At 60.1% G+C, this 19,786-nt stretch carries 21 protein-coding genes; 5 read left to right on the top strand and 16 right to left on the bottom strand.

Going from position 1 to position 19,786, the window contains the following annotated elements:
- The first annotated feature begins 140 nt into the window (after positions 1–140).
- A complete protein-coding gene (locus HKK55_RS17280) occupies positions 141–1,193 on the top strand; it encodes an NAD(P)-dependent alcohol dehydrogenase (protein WP_169355791.1) in 1,053 nt (350 codons plus the stop codon).
- A 139-nt stretch (positions 1,194–1,332) separates the two neighbouring features.
- Here the strand turns inward: HKK55_RS17280 and HKK55_RS17285 are convergent, their stop codons facing one another.
- The 6 genes from HKK55_RS17285 to HKK55_RS17310 all read right to left on the bottom strand — a co-directional run bounded on the left by HKK55_RS17285 (position 1,333) and on the right by HKK55_RS17310 (position 7,381).
- Positions 1,333–2,136, bottom strand: a complete 804-nt coding sequence (locus HKK55_RS17285; RefSeq protein WP_169355792.1) for an IclR family transcriptional regulator — start codon at positions 2,134–2,136, stop codon at positions 1,333–1,335.
- Between the two features lie 205 nt (positions 2,137–2,341).
- A complete protein-coding gene (gene araH / locus HKK55_RS17290) occupies positions 2,342–3,307 on the bottom strand; it encodes an L-arabinose ABC transporter permease AraH (RefSeq protein ID WP_155583140.1) in 966 nt (321 codons plus the stop codon).
- Positions 3,308–3,323: 16 nt separating this feature from the next.
- Positions 3,324–4,832, bottom strand: a complete 1,509-nt coding sequence (gene araG, locus HKK55_RS17295) for an L-arabinose ABC transporter ATP-binding protein AraG (protein WP_169355793.1) — start codon at positions 4,830–4,832, stop codon at positions 3,324–3,326.
- Positions 4,829–5,818 carry a substrate-binding domain-containing protein gene (locus HKK55_RS17300; protein ID WP_169355794.1) on the bottom strand — a complete coding sequence of 330 codons (990 nt, stop codon included), beginning with the start codon at positions 5,816–5,818 and terminating at the stop codon, positions 4,829–4,831. The genes araG and HKK55_RS17300 overlap by 4 nt, the downstream gene beginning before the upstream one ends.
- Before the next feature lie 33 nt (positions 5,819–5,851).
- The gene (locus HKK55_RS17305; RefSeq protein WP_169355795.1) at positions 5,852–6,673 is read right to left on the bottom strand and encodes an SDR family oxidoreductase; all 822 of its coding nucleotides are present in this window, start codon (positions 6,671–6,673) and stop codon (positions 5,852–5,854) included.
- Positions 6,674–6,901: 228 nt separating this feature from the next.
- Positions 6,902–7,381 carry a GNAT family N-acetyltransferase gene (locus HKK55_RS17310; protein WP_155583144.1) on the bottom strand — a complete coding sequence of 160 codons (480 nt, stop codon included), beginning with the start codon at positions 7,379–7,381 and terminating at the stop codon, positions 6,902–6,904.
- Positions 7,382–7,493: 112 nt separating this feature from the next.
- Between HKK55_RS17310 and HKK55_RS17315 the strand changes: the two genes are divergently transcribed.
- The 4 genes from HKK55_RS17315 (at position 7,494) to HKK55_RS17330 (ending at position 10,310) form a co-directional block, all read left to right on the top strand.
- Positions 7,494–8,138 (top strand): HD domain-containing protein, encoded by a 645-nt coding sequence (locus HKK55_RS17315; RefSeq protein ID WP_169355796.1) that lies wholly within the window; start codon positions 7,494–7,496, stop codon positions 8,136–8,138.
- Positions 8,139–8,251: 113 nt separating this feature from the next.
- Positions 8,252–9,460 carry an MFS transporter gene (locus HKK55_RS17320; protein ID WP_169355797.1) on the top strand — a complete coding sequence of 403 codons (1,209 nt, stop codon included), beginning with the start codon at positions 8,252–8,254 and terminating at the stop codon, positions 9,458–9,460.
- Between the two features lie 85 nt (positions 9,461–9,545).
- Positions 9,546–9,890, top strand: a complete 345-nt coding sequence (locus HKK55_RS17325) for a hypothetical protein (protein ID WP_169355798.1) — start codon at positions 9,546–9,548, stop codon at positions 9,888–9,890.
- A 39-nt stretch (positions 9,891–9,929) separates the two neighbouring features.
- Complete coding sequence (locus HKK55_RS17330; protein WP_169355799.1) at positions 9,930–10,310, top strand: termination factor Rho; 381 nt, start codon at positions 9,930–9,932, stop codon at positions 10,308–10,310.
- A gap of 99 nt (positions 10,311–10,409) precedes the next feature.
- Here HKK55_RS17330 and HKK55_RS17335 read toward each other — a convergent pair whose 3' ends face one another.
- The 10 genes from HKK55_RS17335 to HKK55_RS17380 form a co-directional block, all read right to left on the bottom strand.
- Positions 10,410–11,147, bottom strand: a complete 738-nt coding sequence (locus HKK55_RS17335) for a bifunctional 2-polyprenyl-6-hydroxyphenol methylase/3-demethylubiquinol 3-O-methyltransferase UbiG (protein WP_169355800.1) — start codon at positions 11,145–11,147, stop codon at positions 10,410–10,412.
- Positions 11,148–11,185: 38 nt separating this feature from the next.
- Positions 11,186–12,106 carry a PfkB family carbohydrate kinase gene (locus HKK55_RS17340; protein WP_169355801.1) on the bottom strand — a complete coding sequence of 307 codons (921 nt, stop codon included), beginning with the start codon at positions 12,104–12,106 and terminating at the stop codon, positions 11,186–11,188.
- Positions 12,099–13,565, bottom strand: coding sequence for a cytosine permease (locus tag HKK55_RS17345; RefSeq protein ID WP_169355802.1), 1,467 nt, complete (start codon positions 13,563–13,565; stop codon positions 12,099–12,101). The genes HKK55_RS17340 and HKK55_RS17345 overlap by 8 nt, the downstream gene beginning before the upstream one ends.
- 194 nt (positions 13,566–13,759) lie before the next feature.
- Complete coding sequence (locus tag HKK55_RS17350) at positions 13,760–14,761, bottom strand: ADP-ribosylglycohydrolase family protein (RefSeq protein ID WP_169355803.1); 1,002 nt, start codon at positions 14,759–14,761, stop codon at positions 13,760–13,762.
- Positions 14,758–15,471 (bottom strand): GntR family transcriptional regulator, encoded by a 714-nt coding sequence (locus HKK55_RS17355; protein WP_169355804.1) that lies wholly within the window; start codon positions 15,469–15,471, stop codon positions 14,758–14,760. The genes HKK55_RS17350 and HKK55_RS17355 overlap by 4 nt, the downstream gene beginning before the upstream one ends.
- Before the next feature lie 70 nt (positions 15,472–15,541).
- Positions 15,542–16,102 carry a DUF1285 domain-containing protein gene (locus HKK55_RS17360; RefSeq protein ID WP_169355805.1) on the bottom strand — a complete coding sequence of 187 codons (561 nt, stop codon included), beginning with the start codon at positions 16,100–16,102 and terminating at the stop codon, positions 15,542–15,544.
- Positions 16,103–16,119: 17 nt separating this feature from the next.
- A complete protein-coding gene (locus HKK55_RS17365; protein WP_169355806.1) occupies positions 16,120–16,725 on the bottom strand; it encodes a DUF4823 domain-containing protein in 606 nt (201 codons plus the stop codon).
- Between the two features lie 74 nt (positions 16,726–16,799).
- The gene (locus tag HKK55_RS17370) at positions 16,800–17,768 is read right to left on the bottom strand and encodes a GTP 3',8-cyclase MoaA (RefSeq protein ID WP_169355807.1); all 969 of its coding nucleotides are present in this window, start codon (positions 17,766–17,768) and stop codon (positions 16,800–16,802) included.
- Positions 17,769–17,907: 139 nt separating this feature from the next.
- Positions 17,908–18,561 (bottom strand): TetR/AcrR family transcriptional regulator, encoded by a 654-nt coding sequence (locus HKK55_RS17375; RefSeq protein WP_169355808.1) that lies wholly within the window; start codon positions 18,559–18,561, stop codon positions 17,908–17,910.
- Positions 18,562–18,997: 436 nt separating this feature from the next.
- Positions 18,998–19,780: a TatD family hydrolase gene (locus HKK55_RS17380; protein WP_169355809.1), complete on the bottom strand. Its 783-nt coding sequence runs from the start codon at positions 19,778–19,780 to the stop codon at positions 18,998–19,000.
- Positions 19,781–19,786 lie beyond the last annotated feature (6 nt).

Raw genomic sequence — 19,786 nt, forward strand, 5'->3', positions numbered from 1 at the left:
AGGTTCGGCGCCAGATGCAGCCAATCAAGGGGCACTCCCGGACGAATAGGCATGAGACTCGGAGCAATCGCCATGGCCGTCACAAGGACCGGCGCGGAGAATGCCCCACCTCACCTGTCACTGCTTTTGCGAGGTTCTCCATGTACACCGCCATCGGTTACGCCGCCCAATCGGCCACCACTCCCCTCGCCCCGATGTCCTTCGAACGTCGCAGCCCGCGCGCCGACGACGTGGCGATCGAAATCCTCTACTGCGGCGTCTGCCACTCCGACATCCACCAGGCACGCAACGAATGGGGTATCGCCGTGTACCCGCTGATGCCGGGCCACGAGATCGTCGGCAAGGTCACAGCTGTCGGCGCCAGCGTCACCGCACATAAAGTCGGCGACCTGGTCGGTGTTGGCTGCATGGTCGACTCGTGCCGCCATTGCGACGCCTGCCACGCGGACCTGGAGCAATACTGCCTCGAAGGCCCGACCATGACCTACGCCACTCCGGACCGAGTGGACGGCAGCAACACCATGGGCGGCTACTCCGACAGCATCGTGGTCAGCGAACACTTTGTAGTGAAGATCCCGGCCAAGCTCGACCTGGCCAGCGCAGCGCCAATCCTCTGCGCCGGCGTCACCATGTACTCGCCGATCAAGCACTACGGGATCAAGGCCGGTGACAAGGTGGGCGTGCTGGGCATGGGTGGTCTCGGCCACATGGGCATCAAGCTGGCCAAGGCCATCGGCGCCGAAGTCACGCTGTTTACCCGCTCCGCCAGCAAGGCTGAAGAAGGCCGTCGCCAGGGCGCCGATCACGTGATCGTGTCCACCGACGAGGCGCAGATGCAAGCCGCAGCCGGGCATTTCGACTTCCTGCTGGACACCATTCCGGTGCAGCACGACCTCAACCCCTACCTCGACGTGTTGCGCTTTGACGGCGTGCATATTCTGGTAGGTTTGATTGAACCCGTGGACCCGCCCGTCAACGCCGCCAAGCTTATCCTGGGCCGTAAAGTGCTGGCCGGTTCGTTGATCGGTGGCATTGCCGAAACCCAGGAAGTCCTGGATTTCTGCGCCGAACACGGCATCAGCTGCGACATAGAAATGCTCGACATCCGCAACATCAACGAAGCCTACACCCGCATGATCGCGGGCGATGTGAAGTACCGCTTCGTGATCGACATGGCGACCTTGAAGGCCTAACCAACCGCCCCACCCACGTAGCAGTTGTCGAGCTGCCAGCGAGGCTACGTCTGCGGTGTACCTGACACATCGCAGACGCAGCCTCGCTGGCGCTCGACAACTGCTACGGGATCTTGTCCAGTGAGGTTCAAGACGGTATTCAGGCCTTCGCGCCCAACTCCGCTGAAAGCCTGGCTGCAACCTGTTTGACCACGGGAATCAGCTCGGCCATTTTTTCCAGTGGCATGTAGGGCACGGTACTGGCGATGCTGATGCCGGCGACAATCCTCCGGCTGGCATCGCGCACCGGTGCCGCCACGCAGCGGATCGACGGTTCGTTGTCTTCCAGGTCGAACGCATAACCGCCCGCCACATACTCTTGCATGCGCTGCTCGAACTGCGCCCAGGATTGTTCCGGGTGCTGCGGCCACTGCAGGTTTTTCCCGCCAGCCGGCAAGCTGACCTGATACAAACGCTGCCACTCTTCCATCGTGTCATCCAGCAGCAAAGCCTTGCCGATCCCGGTGCGCGCCAGCGGCATGCGATGGCCGACCCGCGAGCGCATTTCCGGGCCGTTGCGGCCGGGGTTCTTGTGCAGGTAGAGCACGTCGTCGAATTCACGAATGGCCAGGTGGATGGTGTCGCCGGTCAATGCCGACAACTCGTCCAGATACGGAACGGCCAACGTCACCAGAGGCAGTTCTTCACGGGCCTGGAAGCCCAGTTCGATCAGCTTCGGGCCCAACAGGTAGCCGACCTGTGGCACCACGCGCAGGTAACGCTCTTCCACCAGGCAACTGGCCAGGCGGTGAGTGGTGCTGCGGGTAGTACCGATGCGCTTGGCAATCTCCTTGAGATCCCGCGCGCCGGCCGCCACCGCTTGCACCACGCCCAAGCCACGCAGCAGGGTCTGGGTGCCGGTGGGGGCGGTGTCTTTGACGGGAATGTGGGCGTTTTCCTGCATATCGGGCCTATGTGGGGGTACGAAAACGGCGGCCATTATGGGCGCTGATGATCACTGTGGCGAGGGGGCTTGTCCCCCGTTGGGCTGCGCAGCAGCCCCAATAGCGTCATCACTGTTTTCAGACAGATCGGGATTGGCTGGTTCTGGGGCTGCTTCGCAGCCCAACGGGGGACAAGCCCCCTCGCCACAAAAAGCCCATTCACCCTCAGCGTTGTTTCATCCTGTCGATAATCACCGCCAACAACAGGATCGAGCCACGAATCACGTATTGGTAGAAGGTGTCGATGTTCTTCAGATTCATCGCGTTCTCGATGATCGCCAGGATCAGCACCCCGGCAATCACATGCCGAATCATGCCAATGCCACCGCTCAATGACACACCGCCCAATACGCACGCAGAGATCACCGTCAGCTCAAAACCCTGGCCAATCATCGGCTGCCCCGAGGTCATCCGCGATGCCAGGATCACGCCCGCCAACGCCCCGATCACACCGTGTACGGCAAAAATGATGATCTTGGTCCGATCAACGTTCACCCCGGCCAACAGCGCCGCTTCCTGATTACCACCGATGGCCATGGTGTTGCGCCCGTAGGTGGTGTAATTCAGCAGCCAGCCGAAAAATACAAAGCACAGCACAGTGATGACAATCGGCACCGGCACGCCAAACAGTTGGCCGTTACCGAACACGAAGAAGCCTTCATCCATCACCCCAACCGCCTTGCCGTTGGAGAAAATGTACGCCAGCCCCCGGACGATCTGCATCGTCGCCAAGGTCGCAATCAATGCGTTGATCCGCAGCTTGGCGATGACGATGCCGTTGATCAGCCCCACCACCAGGCCCATGGCCAATGCCGCCGACACGCCAAGAACAACACTGTCGGTGTCGCGAATCACGATCCCCGCCACCACGCCCGAGCAGGCAATCACCGAGCCCACCGACAAGTCAAAGTGCCCCGACGCCAGGCAAAACAACATGGTGCAAGCGGCAATCCCGACGGTAGAAATCGCCAGGCCCAGGCCGCGCATGTTCAGCGGCGAGAGGAAGTTGTCGATAAACACGGCGCTGAGCACAAAGATGCTCAAGGCCGCTAACAGCATGACCCAATCGTCGAGAAACTTGCGCTGGTTGAAACCCGGCCAGAAGCTTCTCGCGGTTTTTACCTGTGACATACCCACCTCGTATTCTTCAGTCCCGCGTACGCGGAAGCGCCAATTGCAGCAGCCGTGCTTCGTCCGCTTGATCGCGGGTCAATTCGCCGGTCAGGGCACCTTCACTCATCACCAGGATGCGGTCGGAGATGCCCATCACTTCCATCAGGTCGCTGGACACCACAATCACCGCAATACCGCTGGCGGCCAGGTTGTGGATGATCTGGTAGATCTCGGATTTGGCCCCGATGTCGATACCGCGAGTCGGCTCATCCAGCAGCAGGACCTTCATCGGCATCGACAGCCAGCGACCTAAAATAGCCTTCTGCTGGTTACCGCCGGAGAGGTACAAAATCGGTTGATCCGCTGACGGCGTGCGCACGTTCATCGCGCTGATTTGCCGTTGGGCGTTGTCCCGCTCCCAGCCGCCCTGGATCAGCCAGCCGAAGCGGGCATGGTCGCGGCGGGCGCTGATGTTGATGTTCTCGGCGACGCTGGCGCGAGGCACGATGCCTTCCTTCTTGCGGTCTTCCGGACACAGCAACACACCCGCCGCAATCGCATCCCGTGGCGACTTGAACGTCTGCGCCTGGCCATGCAACACCAGCGCGCCCTGCACGCTGCGAGACAGGCCGGCCAACAGTCGCAACAGCTCCGTGCGCCCTGCCCCGACCAAACCGAACAGCCCAAGAATCTCGCCCTTATCAACCTTCAGGCTCACCGGTTCCTGCAACCCCGGCCCGAGCAAACCCTCGACCCGCAACGCCTCGCCAAAATGCTCGCGAGGCCGGTAGTTGTAGATGTCCTGGATATCGCGCCCGACCATGCAGTTGACCAATTGATCGACGTTCAACTGCTGCATGTCCTCAAACGTGCGCACAAAGCGCCCGTCCTTGAACACCGTCACCGCATCGCAAATTCGGAACACTTCTTCCATGCGATGGGACACATAAAGGATCACCCGGCCTTCGTCCCGCAGCCGGGCGATGATCACCATCAACCGCTCGATCTCCCGGGCCGAGAGGCTGCTGGTGGGTTCGTCGAAGGCAATCACATGAGCATTGCGCGACATGGCTTTGGCAATTTCCACCAACTGCCGTTGGCCGAGGGACAGGCTGCCGAGGCGCACGTTCGGGTCGATTTCGTCTGCCAGGCCTTTGAGCAATTCTCGCGCCTTGCGCACCATCGCCCCGCGATTGACCACGCCCCAGCGCGACGGCATATGCCCCAGCAGCAGGTTTTCGGCGACGGTCATTTCCGGCACCAGTTGCAGTTCCTGGTGGATCACGGCGATGCCATTGGCGATGCTGTCTGCCGCCGATTTGAAACTGACGCTGCGCTCGCCCAACTGCAAACTGCCGCTGTTGGGCGGATAGAAACCGCCGAGGATTTTCAGCAAGGTCGACTTGCCCGCGCCGTTCTCGCCCATCAGCGCATGCACCGAATGGGGCCGCGCTTCAAAGCTGATCTGCGCCAGGGCTTTCACCCCGGGAAACTCCTTGCCGATACCGTTGAAGCGCAGGCTTTCTGCTGCGGCGGTGTTCATTTCCACAGACCGATCTTGCTCAACTCTTCCTTGAAGTTGGCGCGGGTGATCAAGGTCACGTTATCCAATGCGGTGAACTTGGCCGGCTCGGTGCCTTTGGTAACCCACTCAAACATTGCGGTGGCGGTTTTATAGCCGGACGCGTCGGGACTCAGAAGCATCGAGCCGTAGAAGCCGGTATCAGATTTTTTAAGCTCTTCAATGGCGTCAGTGCCATTGATGCCCACGCCGATCACGTTGGCAGCCTTGAAGCCGGCGCTTTCGGTGGCGCGTACGCCGCCCAGCACGGTGCTGTCGTTCATGCCGCCGATGATCAGGTTTTTCGCGCCGCTGGGCAGTTTCACCAAGGCCGAGTTGGTGGAGTCCATTGACCCTGGGACGTCGAGGGTTTTCTGCGCGCTGAACAGGATATGGTCAGCCGGCAGGCCGGCGGCCTTGAGGCCTTCTACCGAACCGTCGGTGCGTTTCTTGCCGGTTTCCAGCTCGTCAAAGGTGTTGATGACGGCGTAGGTTTCCTTCCAGTCCCAGTTACGATGCTTGGCTTCGGTGGCCATGGCCTCGCCTTGTTTCTGGCCGATCTTGTAGGCGTCGAGGCCAACGTAAGGTACGTCTTCCATGGGCTTGCCCTTGGCGTCGACAAAGCGGTCATCCACCGCCAGCACCTTGAGATTGTTGAGCTTGGCCTTGGCCATGATCGCAGGGCCCAGGGACACGTCCGGCGGGCAGATCACGAAGCCTTTGGCACCGTTGGCGGCGAGGGTGTCGATGGCTGAGAGGGTTTTCTCGCCGTCGGGCACGGCAATCTTGATCACGGTGAAGCCATGGTCCTTACCGGCCTTTTCGGCGAAGGCCCATTCGGTCTGGAACCAGGGCTCTTCGGCTTGCTTGACCAGGAAGCCAATCTTTACTTCTTCGGCAGATGCAAGGGCGCTGAGACTGCTGAGTGCCACGGCTACCGCCAAAGTCCGCACTGTCTTCTTGAACATAAACCACCTCTTGTTATTGGAGAGTTATAGGGTTTAGTCGTGGTACATCACCGACCGCCCGCCATCGATCATCAGGCAGGTGGCATTGATAAAGGGCGCTTCATCGGTGGCCAGAAACAACGCGGTCATTGCCACTTCAATGGGCTGGCCGATGCGCTTGGGCGGGTGCAGGTCGAAGGCGCGCTGGCGTTCGGCATGGGGATCGGGGAAACCGTTCCAGTAGTCGACGTTGAGCTGGGTTTCGATATAGCCCGGCGCAATGGCATTCACGCGGATGCCCTTGGGTGCGTATTCGATGCCCAGGGCGCGGGTCAGGCCGAGCAAGCCGTGCTTGGCCACCGGATAGGGAAAGCAGCCGGGAATGATGTGGCTGGAATGGGTCGAGGCAATGTTGATGATGTTGCCGATGCCCTGCTCGATCATATGCGGCAATACGGTACGGCAGCCGAACCAGGCGCCATCCAGGTCGATGGCGAAGCAACGGCGCCAATCTTCGTCGGTCATCTCCAGCGGGTCGCGGAACACGTTGACGCCCGCGCAATTGATCAGCACATCGACGCGGCCAAAACGCTCGATGGCGACATCCACCAGGGCGCGCCATTGGTCCTTGGAGGTGATGTCGACTGGCTGCGCGTAGATCTGGGCACCGCGTTCACGCCAATGGGCGGCGACCGCCTCGACCTTCTCGCCCTGGATATCACCGATCACCAGGCGCGCCTGTTGCGCCTGGAAGCACGCGACGATGGCCTCGCCGATGCCCTGGGCGGCGCCAGTGATGATCACCACTTTGTTTTTCAGCCGCTCGCCATACGTTGGCTCGGGCACGGCGGGTAACGACAACGGTTGAGGCTGCATCGCTTCACCTGTTTTATTTTTGGTAGTGAGTGCTGATGCAGAAGACTATAAACCCAGAACCTGAAACATCTCAATATATAATTACTCATCCCATATAATGGGAGACCATACAAAAAAACTGACAACAGTCAGTTAGGTGCACACAGCCCTACAAGGCAACGGAAAACAAATGTGGGAACTGTCGAGCCCCACAAGGGTTTCACTTCGCTGGTTAGATCGTTCCCACTCTCAGCCTTGGGCAAATTCGCGCAGTGCGTCGCCTTCCATCCGGTAGCGTACCCACTCTTCCTGAGGCTGAGCGCCGATGGATTTATAGAAGGCAATGGCCGGTTCGTTCCAGTCCAGCACGCTCCACTCGAAGCGCCCACAGCCGTTGTCGAAGGCGATTTTCGCCAGGTGCCGCAGCAACTTCTTGCCCGCCCCGCCGCCCCGCTGTTCCGGGTTGATGTAGAGGTCTTCCAGGTACAGGCAGTTACTGCCCAGCCAGGTGGAATAGCTGAAAAAGAACACCGCAAAACCAATCGGCAAACCGTCCCGCAGACAGATCAGACCGTGGGCGGTGGCGCCTTCGCTGAACAGGCTGCGCTCGATGTCCACCACACTGGCGATCACTTCGTGGCGGGCTTTCTCGTAGTCGGCCAGCTCCGTGATAAAGGTCAGGATCTGCGCAGCATCGCTGGGCACGGCGGGGCGAATCTCGATGGTCATGGACGGGCCTTGGGATCAAAGGAAAGGACACATACTAAGGGGGTTTGATGACTGATTGCAGTGCAATTTCATTCGCGACTACCCTGTAGGTATTCGTCCTTTGAGAATCCTCATGCCCTTCTCTCCCTTGTCTGCCCTTGCCGATACCTTATTGCCTCACGCTCTGGAACCTTCAGAAGATGGCGCCCACGACCTGTCCCATTTGCAGCGGGTGTGGCACAACGCGCGCTCGATTCAAGCCGAGGAAGGCGGTGACCTTGAGGTGCTGCTAGCGGCGGTATTGCTGCATGACTGCGTGGCGGTGGAAAAGAACTCACCCTTGCGCTCGAAAGCTTCCGCGCTGGCCGCGACTAAGGCCAGGAAGGTTTTGCAGGCTCTGGATTGGCAGCCAGCCCGTATCGCCGCCGTCACCCATGCCATCGAGACTCACAGTTTTTCTGCGGGGCTTACACCCAACTCCCTGGAAGCCAGGATCGTTCAGGACGCCGACCGCCTCGACTCCCTGGGCATGATCGGCGTGGCCCGCACGTTCTATACCGCCGGGCGCATGGGCAGCGCATTGTATGACCCGGCTGATCCTACTGCCCTGAATCGGGACTATGACGACAAGCGCTTTTGCCTTGATCACTTCCAGACCAAGCTGCTGCACCTGGCCGATGGTTTCCAAACCGCGACGGGACAACATATGGCGCAGGTTCGCCATCAGCGACTGAAGGGATTCATGGACACTTTCATTGAAGAGATCGGCGCCCAATAAATGCGTCGTTACTCCGCCCAGCGCTAATGCAAAAACCGCTAACCATTGAACAAACCGTCTTGCCGCGCATGGTAAAAAACCTGGCATAAATCCAACGAACTACAGGTTTGATCATGCGCTCCACTCCACCGGTTGGCGGAAAACTATTCGCCCTGTTCTGCCTTGCCAGTTACCTGCTGTCGCTGTCGTACGGCTCGACCTTTCTGCTGTCGCTGCTGATTCACGCCCGAGGTGGCAATGAGCATGACGCCGGGAGCGTGATCTCGATGGCGATGCTCAGTACGTTCGGCGCGGTCATGGTGTCCGGGCATTTATCGGACGCCTTGGGCGCAGCGCGGTCCATCGCCTGCCTGGGTGTCTTGCTGGTGGTGGCCTGCCTGGGCTTTGCCCTGGCACCCGGTTTTGGCGAAAGCTTGATGCTCTTCGGTTTATCCTTGGGGCTGGGCTGGGGTGTGTTTTACACGTTGGGCCCGATCATCGTGGCGATGCTGGTGGAACCCACGCAGCGCGCCAAATACTTTGCCCTGCTGTCGGGCAGCATGATGACCGGCATAGGCTCGGGGCCGCTGCTGGGGCGCGCGGCGAATGCCTTCGATCTGCCGTTGACTGCAGCGTTCTACATCGCGGCACTGGCGAGCCTGGCAGGCGTGGTGATGTTCTGGCGATTGGGTGCGCAGCTCCAGCAGCGCCCCAACCTGCTAGGCGTCGCCGCCGTGTCGAAAATCTCCTGGCCCGCGACACGCCAGGTGCTGTCCTCCAAAGCGGTGTTCGCCATCATCATGGTGGGCCTGGGCGGTTGCGTGTTTGGTGGCTTGTCGTCGTTTCAAACCAGCTATGCGGCGACTCACTCGCTGGACTATTCGTTGTTCTTCCTGGGGTTCATGAGTGCGGCCATCACCAGCCGCCTGTTGATCGCCAGCATCGTGGTCAAGCGTGATCCCTATTGGGCTGCGTGTGTCTTGTCTGGGGTGATGTTGGTGTCGATCCTGATGTTCGGCTTCCTGGTCAACGACAGCTTCAGTTACCTGTTGGCGGCCATCACCCTGGGAGTGGGTTATGGCCTGACCTATTCAGTGATCAACGGCCTGGCAGCCAATGAGGCTCCAGCGGGCACTACCTCCCAGGCACTGCTGCTGTTCAGCTTGTCGTACTTTATCGGGGTGTTCGGCTTTCCGTTGCTGGCCGGCAAGGTCATCGTCGAATACGGCATGCCGACCCTGTTGATGAGCGTGGTGGCCGTGGCTTCGTTCAACTGGCTGATCACCGTAGGGCGGCTGATCTGGCGCCGTGTCTCGCCACATAAAATCTTACAAGCAGCGTAGGACCGTTCGTCGCCAGTGAGGCACCAATGGCAAACAGGGGCGGACCAATATGAGGTAAGGACTTAAATCATAAGGAGACACCCTCATGACGACTTCCAGATTGACTGCCCTCGCCCTCACCGGTTTGCTGTCTGCCGTTTCGCTGAGCAGCTTTGCCGCCTCGAACAACTCCACCGGCCCGACCGACCCCATCGGCAGCCCGCCCAGCCCGGCGACCGAAGAGTCCAAGGGCTCCATGGGCACTGGCCTCGACACCAACGGCGGGGCAATCATTGATAACAGCAACGATCCCCGCACCCAAGGCAATGACAGCAACCGTCAGGGCCTAGGTTCCGATGTAGAGAACGGCAAAATGGGGCCGGGTAAAAATGCCACCCCTGGCGGCGATGATTCCAACATCCCCGGGGCGCCCAAACAGCCAAAACCCTGATCAACCTATGGCCCTTAACGGGTCAGGAGGAGTATCGCAATGCCTCGTGGAAGCAAAGCCAAATACACCGCCGAACAGAAACGCAAAGCCGCGCATATCGAAGACAGTTATGAGCACAAAGGGCTTTCCAAGGAGGAAGCCGAAGCCCGGGCCTGGGCCACCGTCAACAAGCAGTCCGGCGGTGGTGAAAAGGCCGGCGGCTCGGGACAACGCAAGTCGCCGGTGAAAAAAGCCAAGGACCGCCATGAGTCGGCCAAGCGGGCGGCGGCGACACGCGAAGGACATCCCCGCAACAGCCGCGCCTCGCTCGGGACACAGACCAAGGAAAGTCTGATGAAGGAAGCGCGAGCCAAGGCTATTCCTGGGCGCTCGACGATGCGTAAAGATCAGTTGATTGAAGCACTGAGAAAGGCGGGTTGATCTCGGTCTTGTAGAGACGGCAAAACCCATGTGGGAGCAACTGTCTTGGTGATTTTTAAATAAACCTCGCCAAGACAGTTGCTCCCACACTTGATCTTTTTATGCCAGCGAACGTTGAGCAGCCACCAACAACATCATCGGCCGCTCCTGCTCTTCCGCCAACTCGGGGCGGGCCTTCAGGTCCGCCTCACTCGGGCCCCACTCCTCGACATGATTCAAGGTAAAGCCTGCCTGGATCAACAGATTGAGCAAGGTACCCAAGGTGCGGTGTTGCTTGATCACACCCTTCGCCAGCCAGTTTGTGACCCGGGGCCCTTCCTGCTGATAGCCGTTCACCGGCCAGCTCTTGCGGCCTTGATCGTCAATCAGCCAACCCGGCTCACGAGGCGCCATGAAGATCGGGTGCTCGATGGAAAACACCAACCGGCCACCAGGAACCAACGCTTCATGGATGCGAGCGAACAAGCCTTTGAGGTCGACGATGTAATGGAAAGCCAGCGAGCTGTAGGCCAGGTCGAAAGTGGCGGCAGGCAGATCCAGCTGTTCAAGGTCGGCAATCGCATAGGTAATCGCGGGCAATGAAGTCATCTCGGTGGCTCGCGCCAGCATCTTTTGCGAGACGTCCAATCCCACTACCTGTTCGGCACCCTGCTCTTGCGCCCAGCGACTGAACCAGCCGTAGCCGCACCCCAGATCCACCACCTGCAAGCCAGCCATGGGTGGCAGCAATGCCTGCAAGGCGGGCCACTCAGGAGCGCCGGAGAGGCCTTCTACCGAGCGGTTCATCTTGCTGTAGCCCTCGAAAAAGGCCGGGGTGTCGTAGATGTTCTGGGTCATGATATCGCTCCGTGCTGAGTGGCGCCTATTCTGCCAACTCAGGCCTGCGCCAACAACGCATCCACTTCAACGGTGCCCGGTGACGTCGCCGGTCCCCAGCGGGTGACCGCCAACGCAGCAGCCGCATTCGCGCGCCGGGCCGCGACGCTCGGCGCCAGACCGTTGGCCAAACCGGCGATAAACACACCGGCATGGGCATCGCCTGCACCGTTGCTATCCACTGCCTGCACCTTGAACCCCGGTACATGCTCCGGCTGGCCGTTGCGGCTGACCCAGCAACCGTTCGGGCCATCCCGCACCACCAGCAACGCATGGGCAGGTAGATGATCATTGAGTTTGAGCAGCGCTTCGACGATGTCTCCCGCACCAGTAAAAGCCAGGGCCTCCGGACCGTTGCTGGTCCAGATATCGATGCGTGGCAACAAGTCGACCATCAACGCAGAGTCGGGCGCCTTGACCAGCGGGCCCGGATCGAACACCACCGTGATCTGGCGTGGCAAGGCCAGCAACCAATCGATCAAGGCCTGGCACTTGCCCTCCAGCAGCAAGCTGTAGCCACTGACGTACACATAATCGTCGGCACGGGGCACAGCGGTGGCCAAGTCTTCGGCACTCAGCTCACCTTCAGCACCGATATGGGAGATGAAGGTGCGTTCGGTGGTGGCCTCGGTCAGCGAGACGCACAGGCCGGTGTCCTTGGTGTCACTGGCAGCCAGGGCCATTTCAATGCCTTCAGCCTGCATCGCCGCACGCGCCAGGTCGCCGAAACGCCCCTTACCGTGTCGCCCCAGATAGACCACCGGCAAGCCATTGCGCCGAGCTGCGGCCATCACATTGAAGCCACCGCCGGCCTCGAAACTGGCGGACTTGGCCAATACATCGCCGCCGGTTGCCGGCAAGGTATCGAGGGACATGACCAGGTCGACGATGACCTGGCCGCTGTGAATCAATCTAGACATTGTGGCTCTCTACTAACGCCGGGCGACGATCAGCAGCACCGCCCAATACCGCATAAATCCCGCCGGCCACCAGGAAAGTGACGATCCAACCCAGGCCGTTATGACCCAGCCACGAATCCGACAGCGGCCCGGCGAACCAGATGTTCTCGGCGGTGGTACCGATGGTGGTGAAGCTGAAGCCCAACACAATCGCGACTGCCCAGGCGCCGAATGCACGCCATTCAATCCCGCCGCGATACCAATAGGCGCTGCTCGGTGTGACGTCCAGCAAGTCCTTGGCGCTGTAATAGTGGCGATGAATCAGGTCGACCACGAAGATCCCCACCCAGGCGGTGATCGGCACGGCCAGCAGCGAGATGAAGGTGATGAATGGGCCGTAGAAGCTGTCGGCGATCAACATGAAGTAGATGGAACCGGCGAAGATCGCGACGATGTCGACAATCACCGCGTGGACGCGCTTGACCTTCAAACCGAGGGTCAAGGTGGTCAGGCCCGCCGAATACACCGATAGGTTATTGGAAAGCAACAGCCCACCAAACGCGGTGATCAGGTACGGCACGGCCATCCAGGTAGGCAGCATGTCGCGGATCGCGATGATCGGGTCAGTGGCCGAGGCCAGGTCGTTATTGCCCACCGACAGCAAGCCGCCCAAGGTGATCAGCAGCACCAGCGGAATCCCCGCACCAAAGGCGGCGGAAGCCACCAGGCGCACGGCCTTGACGCTGCGATGCTGGTAGCGGGACATGTCGGCCCCCGCGTTGGCCCAACCGATGCCGGTACCGGCGGCCATGGTGCCCACACCGATAATCATCGCGCTGAGCGGTGCCGGGGTGGCGTTGAATACCGCGCTCCAGTCGATAGTCGCGCAGAGGAAGCCGCCCACCAGGATGTTCAGCGCGCCGAATACGTAGGTCGCCCACTTCTGGATCACCAGCAAGGTGGCGTGGCCTAGACCGGAAACGGCCAGGGTCAGCAGCACGAAAATGCCGATGAACAGCAAGGTCAGCAACGGCGCACTTTTGGCGGCCACAGGCGAGTTGAACAGGATCGAGCACAGCGACAGCAACACAAAGGCTGCGGTGGTGGTGTTGACGGTTTCCCAGCCCAGGCGTGACATCAGCGAGACCACGGTAGGGCCGATATTGCCGCGTACACCGAAGATCGCTCGGGACAAGGTCAGGCTCGGCGCACGGCCACGACGGCCGGCGATGGAAATGATCCCCACCACCGCGAACGAACCGGCGGCGCCCAGGATCGCGACGATGATAGCCTGCCAGATCGCCAACCCGCGAAAGGCCACCAGCGTCGCCCCCAACGGCAAGCCGAGGATGCTGATGTTGGCGGCAAACCAGACCCAGAACAGCTGCAGCGGATGGCCGTTACACTCGCTTTCTGGGACGGGCTCGATGCCTCGCGTTTCCAGTTGCCCAGCGCCTTGGCCGGAAGAGGTCGAACTCATGATGGGGTGCTCCTGATGCCTGTTTTTGTGGTTGTGGCAGATTGGCAATTTGAATCTATATTCAGGTCTCCCTGACCCGATATCATCAAATGTGGGAGCGGGCTTGCTCGCGAATGCGGTGGTTCAGTACCCAATTTGCTAGCTGATACACCGCATTCGCGAGCAAGCCCGCTCCCACATTTGATCTGTGGAGTTCAACGCAATTGGAGCAGCCCTTGAACCAGCGGCTGCAAGTCCAGGCCGTTGACCTGCTTGACCTGCTCGATCATCGCCTCAGGCCAGCACGCCATCCCCAGGCATGCGCCGAGCATCGCACCGAGAATCGCGGCGATGGTGTCGGTGTCGCCGCCAAGGCTGGCGGCCATGCACAGGGCTTCGAAAGCGTCCATCTCACCCACGGCCACTTGCTGGGCGAGGGCAAACGACACCACCACCGACTCCTGGGAGGCGACGGAAGTACCGATCAATTCGTAGAGCAGGTCGGTAAACAGCGCTTTGTCGCTACTGCCGACACTCAGGGTCCGCGCCCAACTGATGCGGGTGCCGATACGCCCACCGGCGACCCAGTGCCCATGGTTTTCGGCCTGTTGCGCGATCCGGGTGCCAATGTTCAGTGCTTCTCCCAGGTCCTCGCCATTGATACCCGCCGAAACCACCGCCGCCACTGCTGCCGCGCTGGCAATGCCAAGCGTGGTGTTGTGAGTCACCTGGCAGGCCTGGATCACCGACTGGATGAACTGTTCAGGGTCGGCAACGTTTGCCGCGATGCCTACCGGTGTAATGCGCATGGCTGCACCATTGGTGGTGCCGTAGCGCCCGGACTCTTCCGGGGTGTGGCCGGCCAGGATCATGTCGATCGCGCGTTTGGTCGACGGGCCCAGCAGGTCCTGGGAGCCTTTGGCGCGCATCACCGCTTCCCAATCGATCAGGCGCTGGGCAAGTACCGTCGGCTCGATCTTGCCTTGGCCATCCACCAGCAACTGGCCCACCAGGATCGCCTGTTCGGTGTCATCGGTGATGGAGCCCTTGGGCATGTTGGGCGCAATGGGTTGGTCAGGGCCGGCGTCTTCCAGGGCGGTGATTTCACCGAAGCGTGCCCTGACCTGCTCGCGACTCAAGGATTGGGTAGGCATACCTAGAGCGTCGCCTAAGGCCAGGCCGTAGAAAGCGCCGAGGGCGCGAGTGTGCGGGGTCATTTCGGCGTTCCAAATTGAAGGTGCAGGCGAAAGTGCAGCGGGTCGAGCAAGCTTTCGACGTATTCCATGAACCGCTCGCGACGGTCGTAGGTAGTGCGCAACGCCTTGAGAAACACGGTGCCGACCGGGCGCCCCAACAACTCGGCGTCGACCTCGTTCAGTGGCTCGGCGCCAATCCACTGGTCACCGCCCGCGCCGATGTAGCCGTAGGCTGCCAGGGTGATGGTCAGGGAGTTATCGATAAGGCCGACCCTCGGCAGGCTTTCAAGGCCACCCGAGGCAGGCATCAGCGAGCGCTCCAGGGACACGAAGGTGCCATCGGTGGTGCGACGGCGACGATCGAGGGCAATGAACTGATCGCTGCCGAAGCGGCTGAGCAGGTCCGGCCGCGTGACCGCTTCAAGACGCAAGATATCGGCGATCACTAAAGCGCCGGTATCCGCCAACGCCTGTGCCCAACCATTGCGTTGATCAAGCGCCATGCCATCGAAGGTGACGATGGAGCCGACGCCGCTCTGGGTGGCGATGTAGTTACGACGCTTGAGCTCGGCGAGGGCTTCGCGCAGGGTGCCGCGACTGACCGCAAACTCTTCGGCCAGTTGATGCTCGCCCGGCAACAGGAAACCGTCGGCCATCATCCCGCCCTCGATACGGCGGATCAGCTCGTCGACGACGCGTTTTTTCTTATCAAATCGAACATGTCTAATCATGTACAAATTGATAACCGAAAGCGCCCTGCTACAGCAAGGTAATTATTTCAAGGGAAGGAAAAATTCGGCCTCAAGGCTCCAGGCCAATAGGGAAAAACACACCGTCGCTCCAGACGCCAAGCCAATTCTGACCGTTGATCGGACGGCTCACCGCCAACTCCACCAATTGGTAGAAAACGTTGCGATGCACCAGGGCTTCGAGGTTGTTGCGTACCAGCAGGTACGGCGCAGGTTCCTGGGTCTGCGGGTCGATCACCACTCGCAATGGGTGATCGGTGCCGGCTTCGACCTGCTCTTCAACGTTGGTGGTAAAGCGCAGGACCTGGCTTTCGCCCTGCCCTTCAACTTCCAGGGTCACGGCGACAAACGGCGCATCCTCGACCGTGATCCCGACCTTTTCCACCGGTGTGATCAAGAAGTAATCATCGCCGTCGCGGCGGATGATGTTGGAGAACAACTTGACCATGGGTTTGCGACCGATAGGCGTACCCAAGTAAAACCAGGTGCCATCGCGGGCGATGCGCATATCGATGTCGCCGCAAAAGTCCGGATTCCACAGATGCACCGGCGCCGGACCTTTGCCCTTGGGCAATTGCGCCAACAAATCATTGGCCTTGGCGGAATCGGTCATGGGGTTCTCCTCAGGTCTTACTGATCACTCATGCCCAACAGGCTACGGGCGTATTGCGCCAGGGGCTTGGCAATCAGGTCTTCAGGCGTGGTGTCGTGGAACGTCAGTAAACCGCCACGACTGCGAATCCGTGCAGTATCAATCAAGTACTGGGTGCTGGTCTCGATCAACATGATCTGAATCACCCCGCTGTCGATCCCCAGGCGATCCACGGCCTGCTGGTCGGCCCATTCATCAGCATTGCCGATACGGTCATCGGCCTTGGCGAAGCGGGTGTACAGCAAGTAATGGGCGCCAACGCTACGGGCTTCGGCCATTGCCTGTTCCAGACCCTCCGGTGCGCGAGCGCGGCGGACCATGGGGAAATACTCGACAAAGCCGTTGAAGGCTTCTTCGGCCACCACGTTGGGACGCGGGTAGGCGCTGCCCGGCGGCGTAAACGCACCCTGGGCAATAAAGATAAAGGAGTCGGGCTGCACGCGGATCGAGTTGGCGCGACGGGTATCACTGTGATCCAGAAGCCCAGCATCGCTCATCTGATAGCGAGTGCCTTCGGCCATATCACTGACGGTCATGCAGCCACCCAACGCCAGTGACGCCAGCAACAACACCAGACTACGCATCCTATCCTCCAGAAGCCGGTGACGGAAAACCGGCGAATGGGCACGAGATGCAGATTTTGCGCCAGCTTGGGGGATTAGCCGCCGATGATCTTCATCACTGTTGCCCCGCCCGAGAACGCCACTTCTTGCTTGTCGCCCAATGCCTTGACCAATAGCCGCTGCAAGGCCGGCAGCGCCTGATGGCGGGGCTTGTCCAGCAGGTCGCCAACGTAGTGGCGGTTACTCGACGACAAGCAGCCATGGAGCCAGCCCGTGGACGACAGCCGCAACCTCGAACAGGTGCGGCAGAACGGTACGCTTTCGTTGGCAATCACACCAAAGAAGCCTTTGCCCGGGACTTCATAACGCACGGCTGTGGCGTCTACCGGGGCATCGGCTTGCAGGTATTCATGGTGGTCGCCAATCAGGCTCAGCAATTGCTGGAGGCTGACGAATTGCTGGAGGAAGGCATTGGCGTCACTGGCCAAGTGGCCCATGCGCATCAGTTCGATAAAGCGCAACTCATAGCCGCGCTCCAGGCAATAGTCGAGCAGCGGCATCACCTGGTCGAGGTTCTGACCGCGCAACGGCACCATATTGACCTTGATCTTGATCCCGGCCGCGCTCGCCTGGTCCATACCATCGAGCACCGTGGCCAGATCGCCGCCGCGGGCAATGCTGCGAAAGCCGTCGGCATCTAGGGTATCGAGGGAAACGTTGATCCGCCGAATCCCGGCATCCACCAGCAGTGGCAGCTTGCGCGCCAGTAACTGGCCGTTGGTGGTCAGGCTGATGTCACTCAAACCCATCTGCCCCACCGCGCCCATGAAGGCTTCCAGCTTGGGACTGACCAGCGGTTCACCACCGGTAATGCGCAGACGCTCGATACCGGCGGCCTCAATCAAATAGGCCACGCCCCGTGCCATCGCCTCAGCCGACAGCTCATCCTGCGCAGCCACCAGCCGCTTGCCATTGGGCACGCAGTAGGTACACGCGTAGTTGCAAGCTGAGGTCAGGCTGATCCGCAAATTGCGGAATCGCCTGCCTTGTCGATCAACGATCATGGATCACTCCGGCAGAGGATAATTCGGGCGCGCTAGAACCTGACTCATAAATCAGATTTTAGCAAGGTCCTTGCCTGAGTATATTCCTGGGCTACTGCACCCGACAGAAAATCATATCGCCATCACTTGGGCGAATGACTCAGGTAGCGGGTGTCTCGGCGCTCGGCAGATCGGTGCTGTGCTTGCGCTTGTTGCCCATGCGCACGCCGATATCCATCAGGAACTGGAAGAAGCCTTCCTGATCTTCCAGCACATTGCTCCAGAACGGCGAGTGATACAGCGCGACGGCGCCATGCACCAACGCCCAGGCAGCGCAGTAGTGGAAGTACGGCGGCACATCTTCCAGCTTGCCTTCGCTGATGCGGCCCTTGATCAACAGGGTCAGGCGTTCGAAGTTGGAGGCGCGGATCTTGTGCAGTTCCTCGACCATTTCCGGCACCTGGTTGCCCTTGACCACCTTCTCTTCCAGGCGATCGAACAAGCGGTAGCGTTGCGGATCACGCATGCGGAATTCGAAGTAGGCCCGGGACAGGGCTTCCTTGTCCTTGTCGACATCCGCCGAGTGCAACAACTCGTTCAAATCCCGCTCGTAGTCGAGCATCAGGCGCAAATAGATCTCGGCCTTGGACTTGAAGTGTTTGTAGATAGTGCCTTTGCCGATACCCACGGCATCCGCAATCATCTCGACGGTGACGCTGTCTTCACCTTGTTCGAGGAACAGCTTAAGTGCGGTGTCGAGAATTTCCTGCTCGCGGCGGCGAAACTCACGGACCTTACGGGGTTCTTTGTGCATAAGAAAAGGTCTGCAGAGGTCAATATGGGGAGGGTTGTGCGCTCCCAAGCGGTGCTTGGCGGAACGTTTTACCCAGTGCATGGGATTATCCCGACTGAACGGTCGTTGGGCAACGTCTATGTGAACAACCCATACACTTAACTTACAGTCCGCCAACGAATAAGGCGGTATGAGTCAGAAATAAGACACGACTTATTCGGGCGTCTACCACATCAATGAGAACTCAACCGAAGCGGGCGTATTCCAAATCTGTTTAAAAAACGATCAGATGCGGCTGGACTGAATGGGATACTGATCAATACTTGAAATGTCGGCGCGACATCTCCCCCAAGTGATGCGTCGACCTGGGTACCGACGGACTGTGTACCTTTGTTTTACTCCTAATGGTCTTAGCCCGGATTCACCCCCCAGAACCCGGGTTTTTTTTGCCCTGAATTTAAGCGACGTGTGCCAGGGGGAACAGGCGCTTGAAGTTTTCGGTGGTCTGTTCGGCAAACCGCTCGTAGGACTCGCCCCGCAGCATCGCCAGGTAATCCGCCACATCGCGCACATATTGCGGCAGGTTCGGCTTGCCACGATGGGGGATGGGTGCCAGGTACGGTGAATCGGTCTCCACCAGCAGGCGGTCCGCCGGGACCTGGCGAGCCACATCACGCAACGCATCCGCATTACGGAAGGTCACGATGCCCGACAGGGAAATGTAAAAGCCCAGGTCCAGGGCAGCCTTGGCCATGTCCCAATCCTCGGTGAAGCAATGCAACACGCCCGCTTGGGGCAGTGCGGCCTCGCGCAGCAGCGCCAAGGTATCGGCACGGGCGCCACGGGTGTGGACGATCACCGGTTTGCCGGTTTGCTGGGCGGCTTGCAGGTGCAGACGGAACGAAGCCTGTTGGAGCTCGGCGGCTTCCGGTTCGTAGTGATAATCCAGGCCGGTCTCGCCAATGGCTACCACTCGCGGGTGATTAAGCTCACCCAGCAGCCAATCCAGAGCCGGCGCTTCACCAGGCTTGAGGTCCAGGGGATGAATGCCCACCGAACAATCGACATCGGCGTAACGATCCGCCAGGGCTTTGACGTCGGCGGCGTTTTCTGCGCTGACGCCGATACACAGGAAGTGCCCTACCCCGCGCTGACGCGCAGCCTCAAGGGCGGCATCCAGGGAGCCGCCGTGTTCGGCGAGGTCGAGGCGATCGAGGTGGCAATGGGAGTCTACGAGCATAGGAAG

The organism is Pseudomonas sp. ADAK18 (genome assembly GCF_012935695.1).
Lineage (GTDB): Bacteria > Pseudomonadota > Gammaproteobacteria > Pseudomonadales > Pseudomonadaceae > Aquipseudomonas.

Excerpts from the sequence above, each read along its gene's own strand:
- HKK55_RS17280 (WP_169355791.1), top strand. The coding sequence starts at position 141 with ATGTACACCGCCATCGGTTACGCCGCCCAATCGGCCACCACTCCCCTC.
- HKK55_RS17285 (WP_169355792.1), bottom strand. The coding sequence starts at position 2,136 with ATGCAGGAAAACGCCCACATTCCCGTCAAAGACACCGCCCCCACCGGC.
- araH (WP_155583140.1), bottom strand. The coding sequence starts at position 3,307 with ATGTCACAGGTAAAAACCGCGAGAAGCTTCTGGCCGGGTTTCAACCAG.
- araG (WP_169355793.1), bottom strand. The coding sequence starts at position 4,832 with ATGAACACCGCCGCAGCAGAAAGCCTGCGCTTCAACGGTATCGGCAAG.
- HKK55_RS17300 (WP_169355794.1), bottom strand. The coding sequence starts at position 5,818 with ATGTTCAAGAAGACAGTGCGGACTTTGGCGGTAGCCGTGGCACTCAGC.
- HKK55_RS17305 (WP_169355795.1), bottom strand. The coding sequence starts at position 6,673 with ATGCAGCCTCAACCGTTGTCGTTACCCGCCGTGCCCGAGCCAACGTAT.
- HKK55_RS17310 (WP_155583144.1), bottom strand. The coding sequence starts at position 7,381 with ATGACCATCGAGATTCGCCCCGCCGTGCCCAGCGATGCTGCGCAGATC.
- HKK55_RS17315 (WP_169355796.1), top strand. The coding sequence starts at position 7,494 with ATGCCCTTCTCTCCCTTGTCTGCCCTTGCCGATACCTTATTGCCTCAC.
- HKK55_RS17320 (WP_169355797.1), top strand. The coding sequence starts at position 8,252 with ATGCGCTCCACTCCACCGGTTGGCGGAAAACTATTCGCCCTGTTCTGC.
- HKK55_RS17325 (WP_169355798.1), top strand. The coding sequence starts at position 9,546 with ATGACGACTTCCAGATTGACTGCCCTCGCCCTCACCGGTTTGCTGTCT.
- HKK55_RS17330 (WP_169355799.1), top strand. The coding sequence starts at position 9,930 with ATGCCTCGTGGAAGCAAAGCCAAATACACCGCCGAACAGAAACGCAAA.
- HKK55_RS17335 (WP_169355800.1), bottom strand. The coding sequence starts at position 11,147 with ATGACCCAGAACATCTACGACACCCCGGCCTTTTTCGAGGGCTACAGC.
- HKK55_RS17340 (WP_169355801.1), bottom strand. The coding sequence starts at position 12,106 with ATGTCTAGATTGATTCACAGCGGCCAGGTCATCGTCGACCTGGTCATG.
- HKK55_RS17345 (WP_169355802.1), bottom strand. The coding sequence starts at position 13,565 with ATGAGTTCGACCTCTTCCGGCCAAGGCGCTGGGCAACTGGAAACGCGA.
- HKK55_RS17350 (WP_169355803.1), bottom strand. The coding sequence starts at position 14,761 with ATGACCCCGCACACTCGCGCCCTCGGCGCTTTCTACGGCCTGGCCTTA.
- HKK55_RS17355 (WP_169355804.1), bottom strand. The coding sequence starts at position 15,471 with ATGATTAGACATGTTCGATTTGATAAGAAAAAACGCGTCGTCGACGAG.
- HKK55_RS17360 (WP_169355805.1), bottom strand. The coding sequence starts at position 16,102 with ATGACCGATTCCGCCAAGGCCAATGATTTGTTGGCGCAATTGCCCAAG.
- HKK55_RS17365 (WP_169355806.1), bottom strand. The coding sequence starts at position 16,725 with ATGCGTAGTCTGGTGTTGTTGCTGGCGTCACTGGCGTTGGGTGGCTGC.
- HKK55_RS17370 (WP_169355807.1), bottom strand. The coding sequence starts at position 17,768 with ATGATCGTTGATCGACAAGGCAGGCGATTCCGCAATTTGCGGATCAGC.
- HKK55_RS17375 (WP_169355808.1), bottom strand. The coding sequence starts at position 18,561 with ATGCACAAAGAACCCCGTAAGGTCCGTGAGTTTCGCCGCCGCGAGCAG.
- HKK55_RS17380 (WP_169355809.1), bottom strand. The coding sequence starts at position 19,780 with ATGCTCGTAGACTCCCATTGCCACCTCGATCGCCTCGACCTCGCCGAA.